Below are 19,545 nucleotides of genomic sequence, written 5' to 3' on the forward strand. Positions count from 1 at the left end.
GGGCTGGTGGCGGTGGGCACAGAGCCGAGCGGTGGGCGGGCCCCCCCCCCACCCGGGGGCCGCCCGCCGGGGCGGGACGCCGCCCCCGGCCCACCCGCGCCGGGGGCCGCGCGGCGTAGCGGGGGGGCCGCCCCCGGACCGGACAGCGCCCGGCCGCGCAGGCTGCCACCGGTGAGCTGCTCCATCACCAGCAGGCACAGGCCGTCGGTCTCGACATAGTCGTAGATCCGCACCACGTGGGGATGGTCCAGCCCGGCCAGCACCCGTGCCTCGTCGAGGAACCGGGCCCGCAGGTCACGTCCGCCACCGCCGTGACCACCGCTGCCGCTGCCACTGCCATGACCACCGCTGCCACCGGCGGGGTCGAGGTCGGCGGTGGTCAGCACCTTCACCGCCACCGGACGGTCGATCAACCGGTGGCGGGCGGCGACGACGACACCGAAACCGCCCCGGCCGAGTTCGTCACCGAGTTCGTAACCGGGCAGCCCCGCCGCGATCCGGTCCAGGTCGAGCTGATGTCTGGCCATGGTCGCGGGATCAGCCGGTCTGGGCGATCGTCGTGATCGTGCCGTTCGGGTCGATCCGGCGGACCCGGTCGTTGCCGTTGTCGGAGACGAAGATCCCGCCCTCGCCGTCCACCACGACCGAGCTCGGGTTCTCGAACTGGGCGGCGGTGGCCGGCCCGCCGTCCCCGGAAAGGCCCTTGGTACCGGTGCCGGCGATGGTGGTGATGATCCCGTTCGGGTCGATCCGACGGACCCGGTTGTTGTTGTAGTCGGCCAGGTAGAACGTCTTCCCGTCGGTTCCGAGCGACACCGACGGCACGTTCAGCTTGGCGGCGGTGGCCGGCCCGCCGTCACCCGAGTAGCCCTTCTCGCCGGTGCCCGCGATCGTGGTGATGATCCCGTTCGGGGTGACCCGCTGGATGGTGCTGCTGCCGAGGTCGGCGAAGTACAGCGTGCCGTCGGACGCCACGACGAGGTCGTTGGGGCCGTCGACGCGCGCCGCGGTGGCCGGTCCACCGGCGCCGGTGTACCCGGCGGTGCCGGTGCCGACGTAGGTCGTGATGATGCCGGCCGGGTCCACCTTGCGGATGCGGTGGTTCTCGTAGTCGGAGAGGTAGAGGCTGCCGTCAGGGCCGATGGCGACCTTCTCGGCGCTGTTGAGCTGGGCGGCGGTGGCTGGGCCGCCGTCCCCGCTGTAGCCGGCGGTACCGGTCCCGGCGACAGTGGTGATCACGCCGGACGGGTCGATCCGGCGGATGCGGTTGTTCTTCGCGTCCCCGATGTAGAGGTTGCCGGCCTTGTCGCGGATGGTCGAACCCGGGCCGTCCACCTGGGCGGACGTCGCGGGGCCGCCATCGCCGCTGTAGCCACCGGAACCGGTGCCGGCGATGTCGCTGCTCACGCCGGCCGGTGTGATCCGCTGGATGCGGTCGGTCGCGAGGCTGGAAACCAGCAGCGAGCCGTCCTGGTCGAGGTACAGGCTGTACGGGCTCAGGCCCTGCACGTTCAGCGCCGTGCCCCGGTAGGCCGAGGCGGTACGAACGGTCGGGGACACGGTGTCGTCCTTGCCCCCGGAGTTCGCCACCGCCAGCACGACGCCGATGATGGCGGCGACCACCAGGACGGACGCTCCCGCCGCGAGGATCCACGGCGTCTTCGAACGCTGCCCGCCGGTTCTGGACCCCGGCCGGTGCGACCCGTGCGCGCCACCGGGACCCTGCCCACCGGGACCCTGCCCACCGGGACCCGGCCCGACGGGGGCCCGTCCACCGAGACCCGGACCGGGACCCTGCGGCCGGTACGGCGCGTTGGGCCCCGGACCGGGGCCGCTGCCGCCGAGCGGCTGGGGCGGTGGTGTCCGCGAGGGTGGGGTGTGCGGCGGTGGGGTGTTCCCGGGCGGGAAGCCGCCCCAGCCGCTGGCCTGGCCTGGCCCGCCCGCGCGGGTCGTCGGTGCCTGGGTGAACCGGCCGTCCTCGGCACCGGGCGGTCCCGCGGGATGTCCGCCGAAGCCCGCCGGTGGATAGCCGCCGGGGCGTCCCACTCCCGGTCCGGCCGGGCCCGGACCGCCCATCCCGCCTGGTCCGGACGCCGCCGGGGTGTACGGGTTCCGCGGCGGACGGCCGGATGACAGCCCGCCCGGACCCGCGGACCCGCCACCGGGCCCACCCGGGCCGCCGGGGTATCCCGGCGTCGGGCCGGCACCGGGATACCCCGGCCCCACCGGTCCCGGCCCCACCGGTCCCGGCCGTGGCCCGGGTCCTGGCCCGGGGGTGGCCGGTCGTGGCGTCGTCGATCCGCCGAGCGCCGCCTCGCGGATCTCGTCGTCCACCCGGACCTTGATCTCGGAACGCGACAGCCAGTTCGGGCCGAAGGCACGCGCGCCGGCCCGTCCGAGTTCGAGGGCGAACTCGGACGCGTCCCCGAAGCGGACGTTCGGGTCCTTCGCCAGCGCCCGCATGATCACCGCCGAGATCGGTGGTGGCACGCTGGTCAGCGGCTCGGGCATGACGGTCAGATGATGATGGGTGAGCGGCTGCACGGCCATCTGCCGGCCGAACAGCGGCCGGCCGGCGATCATCTCGTAGAGCACCCCGGCGAGCGCGTACAGGTCCGTCGACGGGAACAGTCGGGCGCCCACGATCTGCTCGGGCGCCATGTAGCGAGGTGTGCCCAGGATGGCGCTCGCCGTCGTCTCCGCACCATCGAAGATCTTGGCGATCCCGAAGTCGGTGACCTTGAGCAGCCCGTCCCCGGCGAACATGATGTTGTCTGGTTTGACGTCCCGGTGCAGGACACCGTGGCCGTGCGCGTTGGCCAGCGCCGCCGCGGCGGCGATGCCGATCGAGCAGGTCGTCTCCGGGGACAGCGGGCCGGCGGCGATCCGCTGCTTGAGCGTGCCGCCCGAGAGCAGCTCCATGACGAGTAAGCAGGTGCCGTCATGCTCGACGTAGTCATGGATGCGCACGATGTGCGGATGGTCGAGTTCGGCCAGTACCCGGGCCTCGGACAGGAAGCGGGCGCGCAGGTCGGGGTCGTCCGAGGTGTCCAGCAGGATCTTGATGGCGACCTTGCGCCCGATGAGCCGGTGCTGCCCGGCGAGTACCAGGCCATAGCCCCCTCGGCCGAGGTCACCCTCTACCGAGTAACCCGGAAGCGCCGCCTCCACCAGTGATCTGTCAATCAGCAAGGTTCAGATCCATCCGCTAACGAGGTCGGGCACGCCACCGCACCGCCGTCCCTGACCCGGCCGCACCTCGTCGCTCTCGCGGCCCTGGCCTGCAATGACACGTTCGCCGGTTTCACGGCGATCCTACGACCTCGACCTTCCCATTTCGGCGGGTGCCCCGGGACGCCCCGCCGCGTCGGATCGGCGACATGGGCATGCTGACGGTGGCCGGCGAGTGTCGGCACCGCCACGCACCGCGCGGCTCGCCACCGTCGAGATGGCCTGCTGTGGTGGGTATGGCGGCACGTGATGAACCTGTGAGGAAGGGTGTTCCACGTCATGGCGACAAGTGAGCCCACCGGCCAGGGTGGCCAGCCGGACATCACGGCGAGTACGGAATGGGTGGCCCTCGCGAAGCATCACGACGAGGTGTCGGATGCGACGCTGCGGGCGCTGTTCGACGCGAACCCGGGACGTGGAGAGGCGTTCACGGCGGAGGTGGACGGGCTCTATCTCGACTACTCCAAGAACCTGCTGACCGAACGCACACTCGAGCTGCTGATCGCACTGGCGCACCGCGCGGGCCTGCCCGAGCGGATCAACGCCATGTTCACCGGCGAGCGCATCAACATCACCGAGAACCGGCCGGTGCTGCACATCGCGCTGCGTGCCCCACGGGACGCCCACATCGAGGTGGACGGCGTGAACGTGGTGCCCCAGGTGCACCACGTGCTCGACCGGATGGGGGAGTTCGCCGACCGGGTCCGTGGCGGGCAGTGGCGTGGCGCGACCGGCGAGCGGATCACGACCGTGGTCAACATCGGGATCGGCGGTTCGGATCTCGGCCCCGCGATGGCCTTCGGGGCGCTGCGCGACCACTCCGACCGTTCGATCCGGTGCCGTTTCGTCAGCAATGTCGACCCGACCGACATCTGGGAGGCGACCGCCGATCTCGACCCGGCGACGACGCTGTTCATCGTCGCCTCCAAGACGTTCACCACCCTGGAAACGATCGCGAACGCCCGCGCCGCCCGCGCCTGGCTGGTCGAAAAGCTCGGCGACGACGCGGTTTCCCGGCATTTCGTTGCGGTGTCAACCAACACCGAGAAGGTCGCCGAGTTCGGCATCGACACGGCGAACATGTTCGAGTTCTGGGACTGGGTGGGTGGACGGTACTCGGTCGGTTCGGCGATCGGCCTGTCCCTGATGCTCTCGATCGGCCCCGCCGGTTTCCGGTCGTTCCTTGACGGGTTCGCCGCGATGGACGCCCATTTCCGCACCGCGCCGTTCGAACGGAACCTGCCGGTGCTGCTCGGTCTGATCGGCCTGTGGTACCGCGATTTCCTCGGCTACGACACGCACGCCGTACTGCCCTACAGCCAGTACCTGGACCGGTTCGCCGCCTACCTGCAGCAACTCGACATGGAGAGCAACGGCAAGCAGGTCACCCTCGCCGGACGGCCGGTGCGCGCCCGGACCGGACCGATCGTCTGGGGCACCCCGGGAACGAACGGTCAGCATGCGTACTACCAGCTGCTGCACCAAGGCACGTCCGTCGTCCCGGCCGACTTCATCGGTTTCGTCACCCCGGCCCATCCCGGTGTCGGCGCCGCCGACGGCGCGGACCAGCACGCCCTGCTCATGGCCAACTTCCTCGCCCAGACCGAGGCCCTCGCCTTCGGCAAGTCCGCCGAGGCGGTCGCCGCTGAGGGCGTCGCGGACTGGCTGGTGCCGCACCGCACCTTCCCCGGCAACCGCCCGACCAACACCCTGCTCGCCGACGAGCTGACCCCGTTCACCCTGGGACAGCTGATCGCCCTCTACGAGCACAAGGTCTTCACCCAGGGCGCGATCTGGGGCATCAACAGCTTCGACCAGTGGGGCGTCGAACTCGGCAAGGTTCTCGCCGGACGCATCGTGCCCGAGCTGACCTCCCCCACCGAAACCCCCCTGTCCCACGACAGCTCCACCAACACCCTCATCCGACGCCTGCGCAAGCACTGACCGCCACGCCCCTCGACCGCTGACCCCTGACCCCTGACCCCGGGCCTGGTCGGGCCGGCGACCCACCCATGCCGGCCCGCCAGTCCCGACAGGGCGCCGCCGCACCCCCAGCCCTCGTTATGTTACTCTCCGTAAGCGGCCGGGGGTGTTCGGCTACGCATGGTGATGGTTACGGGGGGCGCCAGGATGCGGGTCGATGCCGGGGCTCTGAGCATGTCCGTGCAACGGTTCGGCGAGGACGTCCGCATCGAACTCGCCGGTCAGCTGGACACCGCCGGCCGCCTGCGGTTCCGCGAGCAGATCGGTGAGCTGCTCGGCCGCGGCGGCGGGACGGTGACCGTCGACGTCGCGGGCCTGAACGCCATCGACATCCCTGGCCTTGCCGCCCTGCTGCGCGCCGACCTGTTGCTGCGCCGCGTCCATTCGGAGCTGCGCATCAGCTCCGCGACCCCGGCGATGCGCGCCCTGCTCCACGACACCGGCCTGGACGGACGGCTACGCGTCGGCGAACCCGGCCGCCACTAGCCGGTTTCGCGCGGATCCTGGGGCCAGCGCCGGTCGCCGGGGCCCGTGGAGGCCGGGTCAGCGGGGAAGCGCGGGTGATCCCATGGGGGTAGGCCCGGTCATCGCGGCGCTGGCGGCCGTCACGGTCGGTCCGGTCATCGCGGCGCCGGCCATGCTGGGGAGGGCCAGCGCCGGGGCGGCCACGGCCGGTCGCGGGCGACGCGGAGGAGTCGTCGGTGCGGCGTCGAGGTGAAAGGGCCCCGCGAGCGCCGGCCGGGCGGATCGATCCGGACCTGCGCCGCCGACCGCCGGCGTGTCCCCGGTGGACGTCGACCCGTCCGCGGACCGCGACGATCCCACGGCCGCCGATGTCTCGCCGGGTCGGGCAGCGGCGGGCCGGGGGTTGACCAGCCGGCGCTCGATTCCGCTCATCGTCAACATGGCTGCCATCACCACCAGCGGAAACGCGAGCGCGAGCAGCAGAACGGGTGGAGTGAGACTCACGGTGCAACCCCCAGGCCGACGTACGGATGCGGGACGGCGCGGCCAGCGCCGAGGTATGCCTTCCCCGTCGGGGCAGTGACTCACCTCCGTCACGGTTTCTCACCCGGACCGGGTTGTCGCCGTCAGTGTCAGTCTCGGTGGACGTGGTGCACCGAGAGTGGCGATCACCGGTCGTGGCCGGATTCACGAGGCTATCCGGGTCAGGCAGGGCCACCACCCGGCCGAGCAAAGCGTCACCTTTATGGACATCCCCGCCGCTGTTCCCGGCGACGGTTCGCTCGTACGCTTCGGAGACCATGTCTGTGCGGCCTGTACCGTTGCCCGCTTACCGCGGCCATCCGCACGTAGCCAATGCGGATCTGCTCGCGCGTATCCGACTGCTCACCGAACAGGTGGACTACGCCCTGGCCGAGATCGCGCTGCGGCGTGCGGCCTACTGGCGCGCCTGTGAGGATGAGGCCGACTGGCAGTGGGCCCCCGGTGGGGTCGAGGGCCTGCGCCGTCCCCAGGTCGCCGAGTCGCTCGCGCTGCTGCTGGGCGCCGTCGGCCGGCTACGCCTGTGGGCCCAGGAGCTGCACTGGCTGCATGAGCAGGCCCGCCTGCGCGGCGCGCCGGACCATCACGTCCGCTGAATGCGATGGCCCGATTACCAGCGTGTCATCTTTGACGCTGAGTGACGTATTCGTCGATCCCAGGATCGGCGCATTTCCCAATCTGGTTCTTCGACGTGCGGCGCCGCCTTCGCGATGACTCCCTCTGCCGGGACGAAGCGAACGAAAATTCGCCAGCGACCCAGGAGAAGGAGCACGAAGATCGACGTCCCCGACATTGAGTCGGGATGTATCGGGCACAACGCCGCCATCGCGCTGTGTGACAACGATGGACGGCGGATGGTCGTGCGGGAAGGGGAAGCCGGCCGCGGGTCAGGCGGTGCTGGTGGGGGCGTCGGGGGGCGGGGGGACGACCGGGGGCTGGTCAAGGGTGTCGAACAGGCGGCGACCGAGGTTGGCGGCGGCCACGTTGCCGCGGGTCAGATAGCGGTTGATGCCCTGTTCCATGCTTTCGGCGGCGTCGTCCTCGCGTCCGGCCCGGTAGAGCACCTCGGCCCGGGACAGCAGCGCGTGCGCCTGGCCGTCGAGGTCATCGGTGCGGGCGGCGAGGTCGACGGCGGTGTCGGCGAAGCGCAGCGCCTCGGCGTGCCGGGCGCGCAGCGACAGCAGCCGGGCGTGCACACCGCACCAGCCGGCCTGGGCGGGCAGCTGGTCGGCGGCGGCGGCGTCCCGGCAACGCGTGACGTACTTGCCGGCCTCGTCCACCCGGCCGAGGCGGACGAGCACATCGGCGAGCGCGGCGGCCCGGTTGGCGAACATGGCGCGTTCACCGAGCTGCGACAGGGCGCGGCAGCTGCGGCGCAGTTCGCGTTCGGCGACGGTCAGGTCGTCGGCGAGCAGGGCGACCCGGGCGGCGACGAAACCGCCGTGATGCGGGTCGACCCGGGGACCACGCAGGTCGTGGACGATCTCCTCGGCCGCCTTGAGGTGGATGCGGGCGTCCTCGAGTTCACCGGCCATCGCGGCGAGCACGGCGAGCTGGGCGAGCAGGGCCCGGCGCAGGGCACGGTCGTCGCCGGCGGCGTCGAGGGCGAGGGTCGCGTGGGCCCGGCTGGCGGCGACCGGACGCGGGCCGAGGCTGGCCAGCAGGGCGAGTTCGCGGCGCAGCGACTGCGCGGCCCGCGGCACCCCGGACTCCTCGGCGTGCCGGACCGCGTTCTCCATCGCCTGCTCGGCGGCGGCGAACTGACCGGCGGCGAAGTAGGCGCTGGCCTGACCGCGGCAGGCCAGCGCCGCGCCGACGTCGTCACCGGAACGGACGAACATCGCCAGCGACGAGGCCGCCTCCGACAGGGTGGTGGCGACCAGGCCCTCGGGGTCGGTGGCGAACAGCACCCGCAGGTGGGCGAGCCGGGCGTGGGCGCGTAGCCCGTCCTCACCGGCCCGGCGGGCCCGCTCGCTGACCTGCCGCAGGATGCGTTCGGCGTCGGAGTGGCGGCTGAAGGAGAACAGCGCCCAGCCGATGTCGATCTCGGCGCGCAACCGCAGCGGATCGATCTCGGGCAGCAGGGTGATCGCCCGCTTGAGCAGCTGGGCGGCGCTGGTCTCATCGCCCTGGCGGACCCGGTCGGCGGCCTCGATCAGGCAGGTCGCGGCCGAACGGCCGAGCTCGGTGGTCTCCGGCCCGCGCAGGCCGATCTCCACCCGGAACCGGTAGGCCTGCTCCAGGTGGTAGCCGACCAGCTCGTCATGCTCGCCGGGCCCGCCGACGAGCCGGGCCTGCAACCACTGCGCGAACTGCTGGTGCAGCTCGGCCCGCCGACGCTTGGACGTCGACTCGTAGGCGCAGTCGCGCAGCAGCACATGCAGGAACCGGTACGCCTCCACCCCGGGCAGGTCGGAACGATCGGGGTGGACGAGTTCCTTGCGGACCAGGCTCAGGCAGTGCGTGGCGACCATCGGACGTTCACCGGGGTCGGACAGGTCGATGACGGCGTCCAGGTAGAACCGTTCACCGGCGACCGCGGCCCGCTCCAGCACCCGGCGTTCGGCGGGGTCGAGCCGGTCGAGGCGGGCGGCGAGCAGAGAGGAGATCGTCGGCGGCACGGTGACGTTACGCAGACTGCCGGTGGCGATCCAACGGCTGCCCTCACGGCGCAGCAGCCCGTCGTCGACGAGGGCGGCGACCATCTGTTCGACGAACAGCGGGTTGCCCGCCGCCGACATGGTGATCCGGTTGACCAGCGCCGGGTCGAGGTCGTCCGAACCCATGAGGCTGCGGATCAGCCGCTGGCAGCGGGCCTCGGTCAGCGGCGCGAGCAGCATCGACGTGGTGTTGAACTTGCCGCCGCCCCAGCCGTGGCGATCCTCGAGCAGCTCCTGGCGGGTCAGGCAGAGCAGCATGATCGGGGCGTCCCGGGACCAGTCGGCGATGTTCTCGATCAGATCGAGCAGGGCCGGCTCGGCCCAGTGCACGTCGTCGAACCACAACACCAGTGGACGGCGGGCCGCCAGCGCCTGGAAGAACGACCGGGCCGCCCAGAAGCTCTCCTGCGGGCCGAGTTCGGCACCGCCGAGGCCGACCAGCGGGGCGAGCGCCTCGACGATCTCGGCGGCCTGGCCGACGCCGTCGAGCAGCTCACGTAGCCGGCGCCGGCCGTCCGGTGGGCTTTCGTCCGCGGACAGGCCGGTGGCCTGGCGCACCATCTCCATCAGCGGCCAGTAGGCGATGCCCTCGCCGTAGGACAGGCAACGCCCGGTGAGCACGGTGGCCCGCGGCGCCAGCGACGCGCAGAACTCGCCGACCATCCGCGACTTGCCGATGCCGGCCGAGCCGAAAACGGTGAACAGATGGCAGGTGCGTTCCTCCACCACCGCCTCGAAGGCGTCCTGCAACCGGCGACGTTCCCGGTTGCGGCCGATGACGGGGGCGGTGAAGCCGAGCAGCGGGGCGCGGCTGCCGGGGCCGGCGGTCGGGTCGACCAGGCCGGTCAGCCGGTGGACCTGCAACGGCTCCCGTTTGCCCTGGACGACCAGCGGGTCGAGGGCGGTGACGGTCACGCTGTGCCGGATGAACCGGTAGGTCGAGTTGCCGATGAGGATCTCGTCGGGCGGGGAGGCGCTTTCGAGCCTGGACGCGACGTTGACCGCGTCGCCGGTGACGCCCCCGCCGGCGACGGTCACCTCCCCGGTGTTGATCCCGATCCGCACCCGCAGCCGCAGGCCCCAGCGCTGCTGCAGGTCGGCGTTGAGCGCCTCCATGGCCGAGCGGATGTCCAGCGCCGAACGCACGGCGCGCAGCGCGTCGTCCTCGTGCAGGACGGGGATGCCGAACACGGCGAACACCGCGTCCCCGATGAACTTCTCCACCGAGCCGCCGTGGTTGTAGATGACCTCCCGGACGGTGGTGAAGAACTGCCACATCACCTGCTGCAGCGGCTCCGAGTCGATCTTCTCGCCCATGTCGGTGGATCGGGCGATGTCGACGAACATGATGGTGACGGTTTTGCGCGTGCCGCTGCCGGCGCTGGGTAGGGGGTTGCCACACTCGGAGCAGAAGCGCGCCCGCTCCGGGTTCTCCTCCGCACAGGTCGGGCACGGGACCATGTGCGGGATCGTAGGCCGATCCAGCTCCGACGCGGTGGCTGATGCGTCGGCTCGACGCGTCAGAGGTGATCCGTCCCACATCGCGCCGGGGGCTCTGCTGGGGCGCGTGCCGCCGATCATGTCGCGAGGTCCCGTCGCACCGCCAGCAGCGCACCGCCCAGGGCCAGCCCGCCCCAGCCGACCGCGGCGACCAGTGAGGTGCCCTCCAGCTCGGATGTCGGCCAGGCCAGCACCCCGAGCACCGCGGTCGCCGGACCGTGGAAACGCGCGCCGTCGAACGCCAGCTCGAACGCCCCCGCGCCGATCAGGGTGAGCAGGGCGACACTCGACGTCTTACCGGAGCCGTTCGGACCCAGAAAGCCCGTGACGGTTCCCTCGCGCACGGTAAAACTGATCTCGCGGACCGCATGGTGAGACCCGTATCGCTTGGCCAGGCGTTCGATCCGGACGACGGGGGTGACGGGAACCTCCCGGCGGATGGTCCGAACGGGACATCACCTACGGTAGCCCGTCATTCGCCGCTCCCGGTATGCGGGCTGGCGCGGTGCTGCTGACGAGCGAGGTCAGCAACTCCGCGAGCTGGGCACGTTGCGCCGCGTCCAGATGGCGGGTGATTCCCGTCACAGTCTCGCTGCGGTGTCGCCGACCCTCGTCGAGGGTCAGCCGGCCTGCGGACGTAAGGGCCACCAGCACCGCGCGCCGGTCGTGCGGATGGGCTCGGCGCTCGATCAGACCGGCCGATTCGAGCTCGTCCACCGTGGCGGTCATCGTGCGCGGGGCGACCCGCACGGCGTCGGCGAGATCGCGCAGTCGGCAGGGCCCCGTCTCCGCGAGCAGGGTGAGGATCTTGAATCGGCGCAGGGTGAGGCCAACGCCAGCCCGTAGCGCCTCGTCGACGGCGGTGCGGACACGATGGCCGGCGGCCAGTACGAGATCCACGACCTCGTCGCCGGTGTCCGGTGGCGGCATCCGCGCGGCCTCCTCAGTTATGGTGACGGTAAGGATATCTTAGGGTATCCATCCTCATCATGAGGTAGCCTCACTAAAATCGGGGCGACAGGGGCCGCCCACATCCGAAGCCCGCCCACCAGCCCCGAAGCCCGCCCATCAGCACCAAAGCCTGTCAGCACCGAAGCCCTCGGAGAAGGAGTTCACGTGGACGCACTCGACTGCCTGTTGACGCGTCGGACCGCGACCCGGCTCGTCGAACCCGGGCCGAGCACCGACCAGCTCACCGCCATCCTGCGCGCGGCCACCACCGCCCCCGACCACAAGATGCTGCGGCCGTGGCGGTTCGTCGTCGTGCGCGGCGAGGCTCGCACGGCGCTGGCCGCCGCGATCACCACCGCCGCCGAGGCCGTCGGTGGCCTGCCAGAACCGATCGTGCGCAAGGCCGCCGGCAAGGCCACCCGCTCACCGGCGCTGATCGCGGTCATCGCCGCCCGGGTAGAGGCCCGGGTGCCCGTCGCCGAGCAGGACGCCTCGGCCGCCGCGGCCGCCCAGAACATCTGCCTGGCCGCCCACGCGGTCGGGGTCGCCTCCGCCTGGAAGTCGGTTCCGCTGCTGGACAGCGCACCGGTGCGGGCGGCCTTCGGCCTGCGCGCCGGTGAGGAACTCCTCGGCTGGGTCGAGCTCGGCACCCAGGCGCCGAACGTGCCGGTCGCGCCGCGGGCCGCCGTCCCGCTCGAGGAGGTCGCCCTGGAGATGGCCGCCGATGGCGCCCTCAAACCCGTTACCGAATCGGCCGCCTGACGGTCTCACCGGACGCCCGGACGCCCGGACGCCCGGAAGCCCGGGCGGCCATCCGGGCGGCGTGGTGACGAGCCGGGCGAGCCAGGCGCGACGGCGCGACGGCGGCGGGTGAGCGCGATGGCCCGGTTCGGCCGAAGCTGCCCGAGATGACCGCGACGGTACCTAAGCTGAATCGCAGGACCGGGTCAGCCCGTCCCGATCCGGGGTAGGAGTCCACTCCCGACCTGCGACGGGAGGTTCGCCGTGTGCGCTGTGCAGGCACGCGCCCGCCTGGCCGTCACAGTCGTGACGACCGGGTTGCTCTTCGTCGCGCTGGTCGGATGTTCGGACGGGGCGTCCTCGGTGGACGAGGCGGCGGCCGGCTCCCGAGCGGCCGCGGGTGCGGGCGTCTCACCGGGGCCGGCAGGGCCCACGCCCGATCCCACCGGCCCGGGAACATCGGCCGCCGATGGCTCCGGCCAGGCGGGCGCAACCATCAGTACCGCCCCGGACGGCGCCAGCGGCACCCAGGGTGCCGGGGCCGGGGCCGGGGCCGGTGGAACCAGAACCAGCGGAGTTGATGGTTCGCCGGGTCCGGCCACGCCCCAGGCCAGCGCCGCCCCGGATGCGCCGGCAGGTGGCGGGGCGTCACCGTCCGCTGCCGGTGGCTTGCCGGCCGCGGGTGGCGGGGGGTCGTCCGGCGCGGTCGAGCCGGGCGCGGCGACGTCGAGCGGGCCGGCCGCACCCGTTCCGCTGCCCTCGGCGGTGTTCCTCGGGGAGGCCTGCAACCCGCGGCGCAACACCGGGCCTGCCGCGGCGATCAACGGTCTGGCGCTCTACTGCGCACCGGATGAGTCCTCCGGTGCCGGCGGGCGGTGGTCCACCGAGGCGCCGAGCTCCACCCCGACCCGGCCACGCCAGGGCAACATCTGTGAGCAGGCCGATGTCGGTCGGATCGTGCCCGATGCGTCCGGCCGTCCGCTGACCTGCCTCCAGGACCCGACCGGATCGCTCAGCTGGTCGGACGTCTCCTGAGCTGACGCTGCCGCCGCGCCCGGTGCCGAGCGCGGCGCGCGAGCACCGCCTCGCCGAGCGACCAGCCGCCCGGCGCCACCAGGGCGAGGAACAGCAGCGCCCAGGCCCACGGATGGTCGGCGAGGTAGGGCACGGCGTCGTCGCCCAACCAGTCGAACAGCCGGTCATGCAGGACGGGGATCGCCCCCGCCGCGGCGACGAGCACCAGCGCCCCCGCCGCGGCCACCGCCAGACCCCCCGGTAGCCGCCGCCAGCCGGGAACGCCGACGATCACCAGCCCCACCAGCGCCGCCACGACACCGAGCCCTCCCACCAGCCCGGAGCCGACCAGTGCGGCCACGACGCCGACCACCACCAGCAGCAGCCCGAAGGCGATCACCACCCGTCGACGCCGGTGCGTGATGTCGCGAACCAGTTCGTAGCCGATCCGGGCCGCGGTGCGCAGCAGAAACGCCACCGGCCACATCGGCCGCGGCAAAAACCGGGCCGCCGCCAGCCACGACGTCATCACCGCGACGATCCGCGCCAGGTCGGTGGCCAGGATCGATCCCTGCGCCGAGTCGGTGATGCGCTCGTCGGACACCGCGCAGGCCCGCAGCACCCCCTCCACCGCCGAACCCGGCAGCACCTGGCCCGCCGGCGCGGCGACGGCAGCTGCTGCCGTCGGCGGGCCGGCGCTGACCAGGGCGGCGTCGACACCGGCGAGGAACTCCGTGGTCGGCCGGGCGTGCACCCCACCCGCGATGTCGTGGCGGACCGCTTCGGCCAGACCGACGAGTTCCCGGGCCGCGATGTCGCGTTGGAAACCGCCGGCGACCCACAGTGAGGTCGCCGCGAGGCCGGCCGGAACCGGTGCGGTCAGGTCGGCGAGCACGGCGAGTTCGGCCCGGACCTCCGCGGGTGCCGGCGACCCGGCCACGTCGGCGAGCGCGTCGATCAGTTCGGCCAGCCATCTGGTCGCAGCCCCGACCGGCGACACCGTCCCGTCCGGTTCGGTTCCGTCGCCCGGAGCGCCGTCGCCCGGAGCGCCATCGCCCGGAGCGCCATCGCCCGGAGCGCCGTCGGGTGGGGGGCCGTCCGAGGTGGTGCCCGGGGGTGGGGTGCGCAGGGCGAGGTCGCGCAGCAGGATGAGTCGGCGCGGGTCGAGCAGGACACGGACCAGCCAGCCGGCGCCGTCGAGCCGGCCCCACATCCAGTCGTTCGCCCGCCAGGACGACTTGGCGAACGCGGCGAAGTTGCCCAGGCGCAGGCCGGTGAGCTTGTCCTCGGCCCAGCGACGGCTCGGATCGAGCGCGGTGGGCAGGTCGGCGCTGATCTGGACGAGCTCGACCGGCTGGTCGAGGACGGCGCCGCGGGTCTCCTGCTCGACCAGGTGCAGGTCAAGCAGCGCGATCACGGCTTCGGGTCGGGTGGTGGGCAGATAGGCGACGAAATCCGCGAGGGTACGGGCGGCCAGGGCTCGGCGCTGACCGACGGTCAGGCCGGCCGGTCGGATCTCGATGCCGGTCGGCGGCTGGTCGGTCGGGGTCCAGCGGGGCACGAGGTCGGCGAACTCGGCCCGGACCGCCTCGATCACCTCGGCCAGCGCCAGCCAGGCCGCGGCCGATCGCCCTGTCCCGGCCACCCCGACCGGATCGATGGCCAGCCACCGCCGGGTCGCCTCGGCGACGACCGCGCCCGACGTCGCCGAGGGCATCGCCGCCAGGGTGGTGCGAACCGTCGTGAACACCCCGGGCCGAGGCGAGGACGTGTAGAGCCGCCCCGGACCACCGGCCTCGCCGTCCGGTGCCGTGTGGGGAAGGGTGGCGGTGTGGATCGCGGTGGCGAGTCGGGCGAGCCGGATGCGCTCGGGCCGGGACGGGCACAGGACATAGCCCTCGTTGATCATTGACAGCAGGATGCCCTTGACGCCGTCCAACGCCGGTTGGCCGAGTCTGCCCAGCTCACCGAGGGTGTCCGGGCCGGGTAGGTGCTCCGGCAGGGTCGTGAACACCGCGGCGCGGGCGGCGTTGGCGAGCCCGGTGCGGGCGGCGGTGTCGGTGCGGACGGCGTCCGCGTCGGCCGGCCGGGGCTGGTCCGCCTGGTCGGCGAGCACCCGCAGCAACGCCTCGACCACGGGTGTGCCGATCCGCTCGGCCACCCCGCGCCGGTAGGCGTCGTAGAGATCGTCGTCGGCGAGCCGCCGGCCGCCCGCCGACGCGAGTCGTAGCAGTCGCCGACGGGTGGCCCGGGTACCGCGGACCGCGTCGTTGTGCGCGCGCAGTTCGGCCAGGTCCGTGCCGATCGACTGGTTGAGGGCCGCGTCCAACGCCCCCAGCAGGGTGACGCTGACCGGCGGGGTGGCCCGCGGGTCGTCCCAGACCGGGATGGTGCGGGTCCCGTCCGGCGCCACGTCGGTGGGGCGCGGGGACGGCACGATGTAGGTCACCACCCGGCGGACCTGCCGGTGCGCGGGACGATCGAAGATCGCCGCCAGGGCCGGCCCGATCGGCCGGTTGACGAGAATCCCCCCGTCGGACGCGTGGAACCCACGAGCGCTGTTGACATAACGCCCCATATCAGGACGATCATCATCGGGGTCGACACCGTGCGAATCCTGCGGGTGGTCCGGGTGGTCCGGGTGGTCCGGGTGGTCCGGGTGGTCCGGGTGGTCCGGGTGGTCAAGGGTGCGTCCGACCGGGACGTAGACGGGCTCGAAGGCTCCGGGGAAGGCGGAACTGGCCCGGGCGGCGAGCGCCAGCCGGGGGATCGCGCCGGGGTCGGTGAGGTCCGGCGTGCCGAAGACGAACAGGCCGCGGTAGTCGACGTCGAAGATCGTGCCACCGAGGGAGTCGGTGTGTTCGGCGAGCTCACCGCGCATGATCGTCGTGGTGATGAACAGCGCCGTCGCCCGCCCCAGCGCGTCCGCACGGGTCGAGGCCGCTGCGTGGCCGGTCGCGGCGACGGCCCGCAGGCCGGTACGCAGGGCGGGCAGGACGACCTCGTCGCCGCGCAGCAGCGACGGGAACTCGCGGTCCCGCGGTGTGCGCATGAGCGTGTCCAGCGAGCCGAGGGACAGCCACAGTTCACGCAGCGGCGCCAGCCGGGCGCCATGGGCGCGCGCGAAGCCCAGCATCGCCGCGTTGATGCCACCCGCGGACGCCCCGGCCAGCACGTCGACGTCCAACGTCACGTCGAGGATCGCCTTCAGCCGGGCGTATCGCGCGGCCAGCGCCGCGTCCACCGGATCGACGCCACCGCCGTCGGGCCGGTCCGCGTCCCGGTGCCGGCCGGGGTCGCCGGTGGCCAGGTTGATCTCGGCGGCGACACCGCCCATCCACACGGCGAGGCTCGCGCCGCCGGTCATCACGACGGCGAGGCGCACGTCCTGGGCCGTCCCGGCGCCCGCGCCGTCCACCGTCCCGCCCGCTGCCGGGGGACGGGGCTGGGCGGCAGGGTCACTCATGGTGGCAAGGGTAGCCGTGGTGGGAGATGTCGCCCGGCGAGACCGGTGCCGGCCGCGCCCGGTCACCGCCGCAGGGCCGAACTATCGGCGTTCGGGTTGTTCGACCCCACTTGTCAGCGGGTTACTCGCGGGTAGCATGGGAATACCGTACTCACGAGTAGCAAAGCCCGGGCCTCGGCCTCTGTGTGCCGCCCGGCGCTCCCGAAAGGAGCCGTCCATGGGCCACTACCGGAGCAACCTGCGCGATCTGGAGTTCAATCTGTTCGAGCTGTTCGGCGTCGATCGGGTGCTCGGCTCCGCTCCCTTCGAGGAGATGGATGTCGACACCGCCCGCGCGGCCCTCACCGAACTCGACGCGTTGGCCCGGGGGCCGGTGGCGGACTCGTTCGCCGACGCCGACCGGCATCCGCCCACGCTCGACCCCGAGACCGGCACGGTCACCCTGCCCGAGTCGTTCAAGCGCTCCTACCAGGCGGTGCTCGACGGCGAGTGGTGGCGACTGTTCGTCCCGAACCAGCTCGGCGGGCTCGGAGTGTCACCGACGGTCGCCTGGGCGGGGTCCGAGCTGCTGCTCGGAGCCAACCCGGCGGTGTTCATGTACATGGCCGGGCCGACGTTCGCGGCGATCCTGCACGGGATGGGCACCGAGTGGCAGCGCACGATCGCGAACTTCATGATCGAGCGGCACTGGGGCGCGACGATGGTGCTCACCGAGCCCGACGCCGGCTCCGATGTCGGCGCCGGGCGGACCAGAGCGCTCGCCCAGCCGGACGGCACCTGGCACATCGAGGGCGTCAAGCGCTTCATCACCAGCGGTGACTGGGACATCCCGGAGAACATCGTCCATCTCGTGCTCGCCCGTCCGGAGGGCCACGGCCCCGGGACGAAGGGCCTGTCGATGTTCGTCGTGCCGAAGTTCATGCCGGACCCGACGACCGGCGACCCCGGCGAGCGCAACGGCGTCTACGTCACCAACCTCGAGAAGAAGATGGGCCTGAAGGTCTCCACGACCACCGAACTGCGCTTCGGCGAGCGCACACCGGCGGTGGGCTGGCTCGTCGGCGACGTCCACGAGGGCATCGCGCAGATGTTCCAGATCATCGAGTACGCCCGGATGATGGTGGGCACCAAGGCGATCGCGACCCTGTCCACCGGCTACCTCAATGCCCTGGACTACGCCCGCACCCGGGTGCAGGGCGCCGACCTGCCGCGGGCCACCGACAAGTCCGCGCCGCGCGTCACGATCATCCACCACCCGGACGTGCGTCGGATGCTCATGGCGCAGAAGGCCTATGCCGAGGGGATGCGGTCGCTGGTCCTCTACACCGCCACCTTCCAGGACCGGATCGCGGCGGCGCAGGCCCGCGGGGAGAACGACGAGCTCGCCGTGCGGATCAACGACCTGCTGCTGCCGATCATCAAGGGGGTCGGCTCGGAGCGGTCCTACGAGCTGCTGGCGTCGTCCCTGCAGGTGTTCGGCGGCTCCGGCTACCTGCAGGACTATCCGCTCGAGCAGTACCTGCGCGATGCCAAGATCGACACCCTGTACGAGGGGACGACCTCCATCCAGGGCCAGGACCTGTTCTTCCGCAAGATCGTGCGCGATCGCGGCCAGGCACTGACCGCGGTGCTCGGCGAGATCCAGACCTTCGTCAAGGGGGAGGCGGGCAACGGCGAGCTGCGCCACGAGCGGGAGGCGCTCGGCGCCGCGCTGGAGGACACCGAGGGCATCATCGGCGCCATGGTCGGCCAGCTCACCAGCGCCGCCGACGACCCGCGGCAGGTCTACAAGGTCGGCCTGAACACCACCCGTCTGCTGCTGGGTGTCGGTGACCTGCTGATCGGCTGGCTGCTGCTGCGCGGCGCGGACGTGGCGCTGCGGGCGCTCGCGGGCGGTGCCGACGAAGGCCGGGACGCCGAGTTCTACCGGGGCAAGATCGCCGCCGCTCGCTGGTTCGCGGCGACCGTGCTGCCGGAGCTGAAGATGGCCCGCGCCCTCGCCGAGAGCACCGGGCTCGAGCTCATGGACCTGGCCGAGGACGCCTTCTGAGCTGAGCCGGCCCATGAGCTGGACCGATCCGGCGACCAGCCGGGAGCACCGTCTCGACACCCGAAGACCACGGACCCCGGGCACATTTCCGGGGTTCGTGGTCTTTGTGGCGTGCGGGGGTTGTATTGGGCCGATCGCCGGGTACAGCGGGCGGCATGGGAATCCCGCTGAGCCTCGCGTTCTTCACCCTTGGTGCCGTACTCACCTTCGCCGTCCGTAGCGATCCGTCCGGTCTCGATCTGGACTCGGTCGGGATCATCCTGATGCTGGTGAGCCTGGTCGGCCTCGGCATCACCCTCTACCAGAACCAGTGGCGCCGCCGGATCGTCGAGGAGTCCGTCGAGGCCGGCACGCCGTCGCCGGTGTCGGTGGACGACACCATCCTGGTCGACCCGAGCTCGCCCTACGAGGCGCCGCGGCGCCGGGAGCCCGGGCTCACCGCGGAGGAGGACGACAAGCTCAACGCGCGACGCCACCCGGAGCTGGAGCCGCAGGAGGTCGTGCACGTGGGCTCCACGGAGCCGGAGACCACCCGGCCGCGTTCCTGACCCTGCCGGACACGCCTCACCGCAGTGGCCTTGCCGGACGACTCCCACCCACCGCCCGAACGCCGTTCGACCGCTGTCCGACCAGCGCCCCTGCGCCGCCTCCGATCAGGAGGTGCGCAGGGGCGGAAAAGCCTGGTCGAGTTCGTTGCGCATGTCCCGCTTCAGCAGATCGTCGGACTCCGAGGAGGACTGCCCCTCAAGCAGGAACCGGGCCACTCGGAGAGTGAGATCGACCCGCTCAGCCAGGTTCAGCGTGCCCGTGAAGCGGCCGCTGGAGTTGGCGGAGGTCAGCACCTTGGCGACGAACTCGTCCGCGGCCTGAAGTGCCTCCACTCGCGTCATGGTTCCACCTCTTTGTGCCGGAATCCGGTCAGGGGCGCAACCGTACCAGGGAAC

At 72.2% G+C, this 19,545-nt stretch carries 15 protein-coding genes; 7 read left to right on the plus strand and 8 right to left on the minus strand.

Going from position 1 to position 19,545, the window contains the following annotated elements:
- Positions 1-527, minus strand: a 527-nt coding sequence (locus tag MXD61_RS24410; RefSeq protein WP_374629502.1) for a protein kinase, incomplete at its 3' end; no start/stop codon positions are given.
- Between the two features lie 10 nt (positions 528-537).
- A complete protein-coding gene (locus MXD61_RS24415; protein ID WP_248815756.1) occupies positions 538-3,192 on the minus strand; it encodes a serine/threonine-protein kinase in 2,655 nt (884 codons plus the stop codon).
- A 318-nt stretch (positions 3,193-3,510) separates the two neighbouring features.
- Between MXD61_RS24415 and pgi the strand changes: the two genes are divergently transcribed.
- Together pgi and MXD61_RS24425 are read left to right on the plus strand one after the other, a co-directional pair.
- Positions 3,511-5,175, plus strand: a complete 1,665-nt coding sequence (pgi, locus tag MXD61_RS24420; protein ID WP_248815757.1) for a glucose-6-phosphate isomerase — start codon at positions 3,511-3,513, stop codon at positions 5,173-5,175.
- A gap of 186 nt (positions 5,176-5,361) precedes the next feature.
- On the plus strand, positions 5,362-5,700 hold the full coding sequence (locus tag MXD61_RS24425; protein ID WP_163550548.1) for an STAS domain-containing protein: 339 nt from the start codon (positions 5,362-5,364) through the stop codon (positions 5,698-5,700).
- 57 nt (positions 5,701-5,757) lie between these two features.
- Here the strand turns inward: MXD61_RS24425 and MXD61_RS24430 are convergent, their stop codons facing one another.
- The gene (locus MXD61_RS24430; RefSeq protein WP_248815758.1) at positions 5,758-6,183 is read right to left on the minus strand and encodes a hypothetical protein; all 426 of its coding nucleotides are present in this window, start codon (positions 6,181-6,183) and stop codon (positions 5,758-5,760) included.
- A 296-nt stretch (positions 6,184-6,479) separates the two neighbouring features.
- On the opposite strand from MXD61_RS24430, the gene MXD61_RS24435 reads away from it, so the two are divergent.
- A complete protein-coding gene (locus MXD61_RS24435; protein WP_163550547.1) occupies positions 6,480-6,815 on the plus strand; it encodes a hypothetical protein in 336 nt (111 codons plus the stop codon).
- Between the two features lie 291 nt (positions 6,816-7,106).
- Here the strand turns inward: MXD61_RS24435 and MXD61_RS24440 are convergent, their stop codons facing one another.
- From MXD61_RS24440 to MXD61_RS24450, 3 genes are all read right to left on the minus strand, one after another.
- Positions 7,107-10,340 carry an AAA family ATPase gene (locus tag MXD61_RS24440; protein WP_248815759.1) on the minus strand — a complete coding sequence of 1,078 codons (3,234 nt, stop codon included), beginning with the start codon at positions 10,338-10,340 and terminating at the stop codon, positions 7,107-7,109.
- A 116-nt stretch (positions 10,341-10,456) separates the two neighbouring features.
- Positions 10,457-10,723 carry a hypothetical protein gene (locus MXD61_RS24445; RefSeq protein WP_248815760.1) on the minus strand — a complete coding sequence of 89 codons (267 nt, stop codon included), beginning with the start codon at positions 10,721-10,723 and terminating at the stop codon, positions 10,457-10,459.
- A 115-nt stretch (positions 10,724-10,838) separates the two neighbouring features.
- The gene (locus tag MXD61_RS24450) at positions 10,839-11,309 is read right to left on the minus strand and encodes a MarR family winged helix-turn-helix transcriptional regulator (protein ID WP_248815761.1); all 471 of its coding nucleotides are present in this window, start codon (positions 11,307-11,309) and stop codon (positions 10,839-10,841) included.
- A gap of 186 nt (positions 11,310-11,495) precedes the next feature.
- On the opposite strand from MXD61_RS24450, the gene MXD61_RS24455 reads away from it, so the two are divergent.
- Together MXD61_RS24455 and MXD61_RS24460 are read left to right on the plus strand one after the other, a co-directional pair.
- Positions 11,496-12,092: a nitroreductase family protein gene (locus MXD61_RS24455; RefSeq protein WP_163549990.1), complete on the plus strand. Its 597-nt coding sequence runs from the start codon at positions 11,496-11,498 to the stop codon at positions 12,090-12,092.
- Positions 12,093-12,335: 243 nt separating this feature from the next.
- Complete coding sequence (locus tag MXD61_RS24460; protein ID WP_248815762.1) at positions 12,336-13,106, plus strand: hypothetical protein; 771 nt, start codon at positions 12,336-12,338, stop codon at positions 13,104-13,106.
- On the opposite strand, the gene MXD61_RS24465 is transcribed toward MXD61_RS24460, so the two are convergent.
- The gene (locus MXD61_RS24465; RefSeq protein WP_248815763.1) at positions 13,084-16,551 is read right to left on the minus strand and encodes a patatin-like protein; all 3,468 of its coding nucleotides are present in this window, start codon (positions 16,549-16,551) and stop codon (positions 13,084-13,086) included. The two genes, MXD61_RS24460 and MXD61_RS24465, sit on opposite strands and share 23 nt — an antisense overlap.
- 217 nt (positions 16,552-16,768) lie before the next feature.
- Here MXD61_RS24465 and MXD61_RS24470 point away from each other — a divergent pair, with 217 nt between their 5' ends.
- The gene (locus tag MXD61_RS24470; RefSeq protein WP_248815764.1) at positions 16,769-18,601 is read left to right on the plus strand and encodes an acyl-CoA dehydrogenase; all 1,833 of its coding nucleotides are present in this window, start codon (positions 16,769-16,771) and stop codon (positions 18,599-18,601) included.
- Positions 18,602-18,756: 155 nt separating this feature from the next.
- Positions 18,757-19,149, plus strand: a complete 393-nt coding sequence (locus tag MXD61_RS24475; RefSeq protein ID WP_248815765.1) for a hypothetical protein — start codon at positions 18,757-18,759, stop codon at positions 19,147-19,149.
- 105 nt (positions 19,150-19,254) lie between these two features.
- On the opposite strand, the gene MXD61_RS24480 is transcribed toward MXD61_RS24475, so the two are convergent.
- Positions 19,255-19,491, minus strand: a complete 237-nt coding sequence (locus MXD61_RS24480) for a hypothetical protein (RefSeq protein WP_101836413.1) — start codon at positions 19,489-19,491, stop codon at positions 19,255-19,257.
- Between the last annotated feature and the right edge of the window lie 54 nt (positions 19,492-19,545).

The sequence above is a fragment of the Frankia sp. AgPm24 genome, from assembly GCF_023243055.1.
GTDB classification, from domain to species: domain Bacteria; phylum Actinomycetota; class Actinomycetes; order Frankiales; family Frankiaceae; genus Frankia; species Frankia umida.

Bases quoted from the DNA above. Each gene is read 5' to 3' on its own strand.
- pgi (WP_248815757.1), top strand. From the start codon at position 3,511: ATGGCGACAAGTGAGCCCACCGGCCAGGGTGGCCAGCCGGACATCACG.
- MXD61_RS24425 (WP_163550548.1), top strand. From the start codon at position 5,362: ATGCGGGTCGATGCCGGGGCTCTGAGCATGTCCGTGCAACGGTTCGGC.
- MXD61_RS24435 (WP_163550547.1), top strand. From the start codon at position 6,480: ATGTCTGTGCGGCCTGTACCGTTGCCCGCTTACCGCGGCCATCCGCAC.
- MXD61_RS24440 (WP_248815759.1), bottom strand. From the start codon at position 10,340: ATGGTCCCGTGCCCGACCTGTGCGGAGGAGAACCCGGAGCGGGCGCGC.
- MXD61_RS24450 (WP_248815761.1), bottom strand. From the start codon at position 11,309: ATGCCGCCACCGGACACCGGCGACGAGGTCGTGGATCTCGTACTGGCC.
- MXD61_RS24465 (WP_248815763.1), bottom strand. From the start codon at position 16,551: ATGAGTGACCCTGCCGCCCAGCCCCGTCCCCCGGCAGCGGGCGGGACG.
- MXD61_RS24470 (WP_248815764.1), top strand. From the start codon at position 16,769: ATGGGCCACTACCGGAGCAACCTGCGCGATCTGGAGTTCAATCTGTTC.
- MXD61_RS24475 (WP_248815765.1), top strand. From the start codon at position 18,757: ATGGGAATCCCGCTGAGCCTCGCGTTCTTCACCCTTGGTGCCGTACTC.
- MXD61_RS24480 (WP_101836413.1), bottom strand. From the start codon at position 19,491: ATGACGCGAGTGGAGGCACTTCAGGCCGCGGACGAGTTCGTCGCCAAG.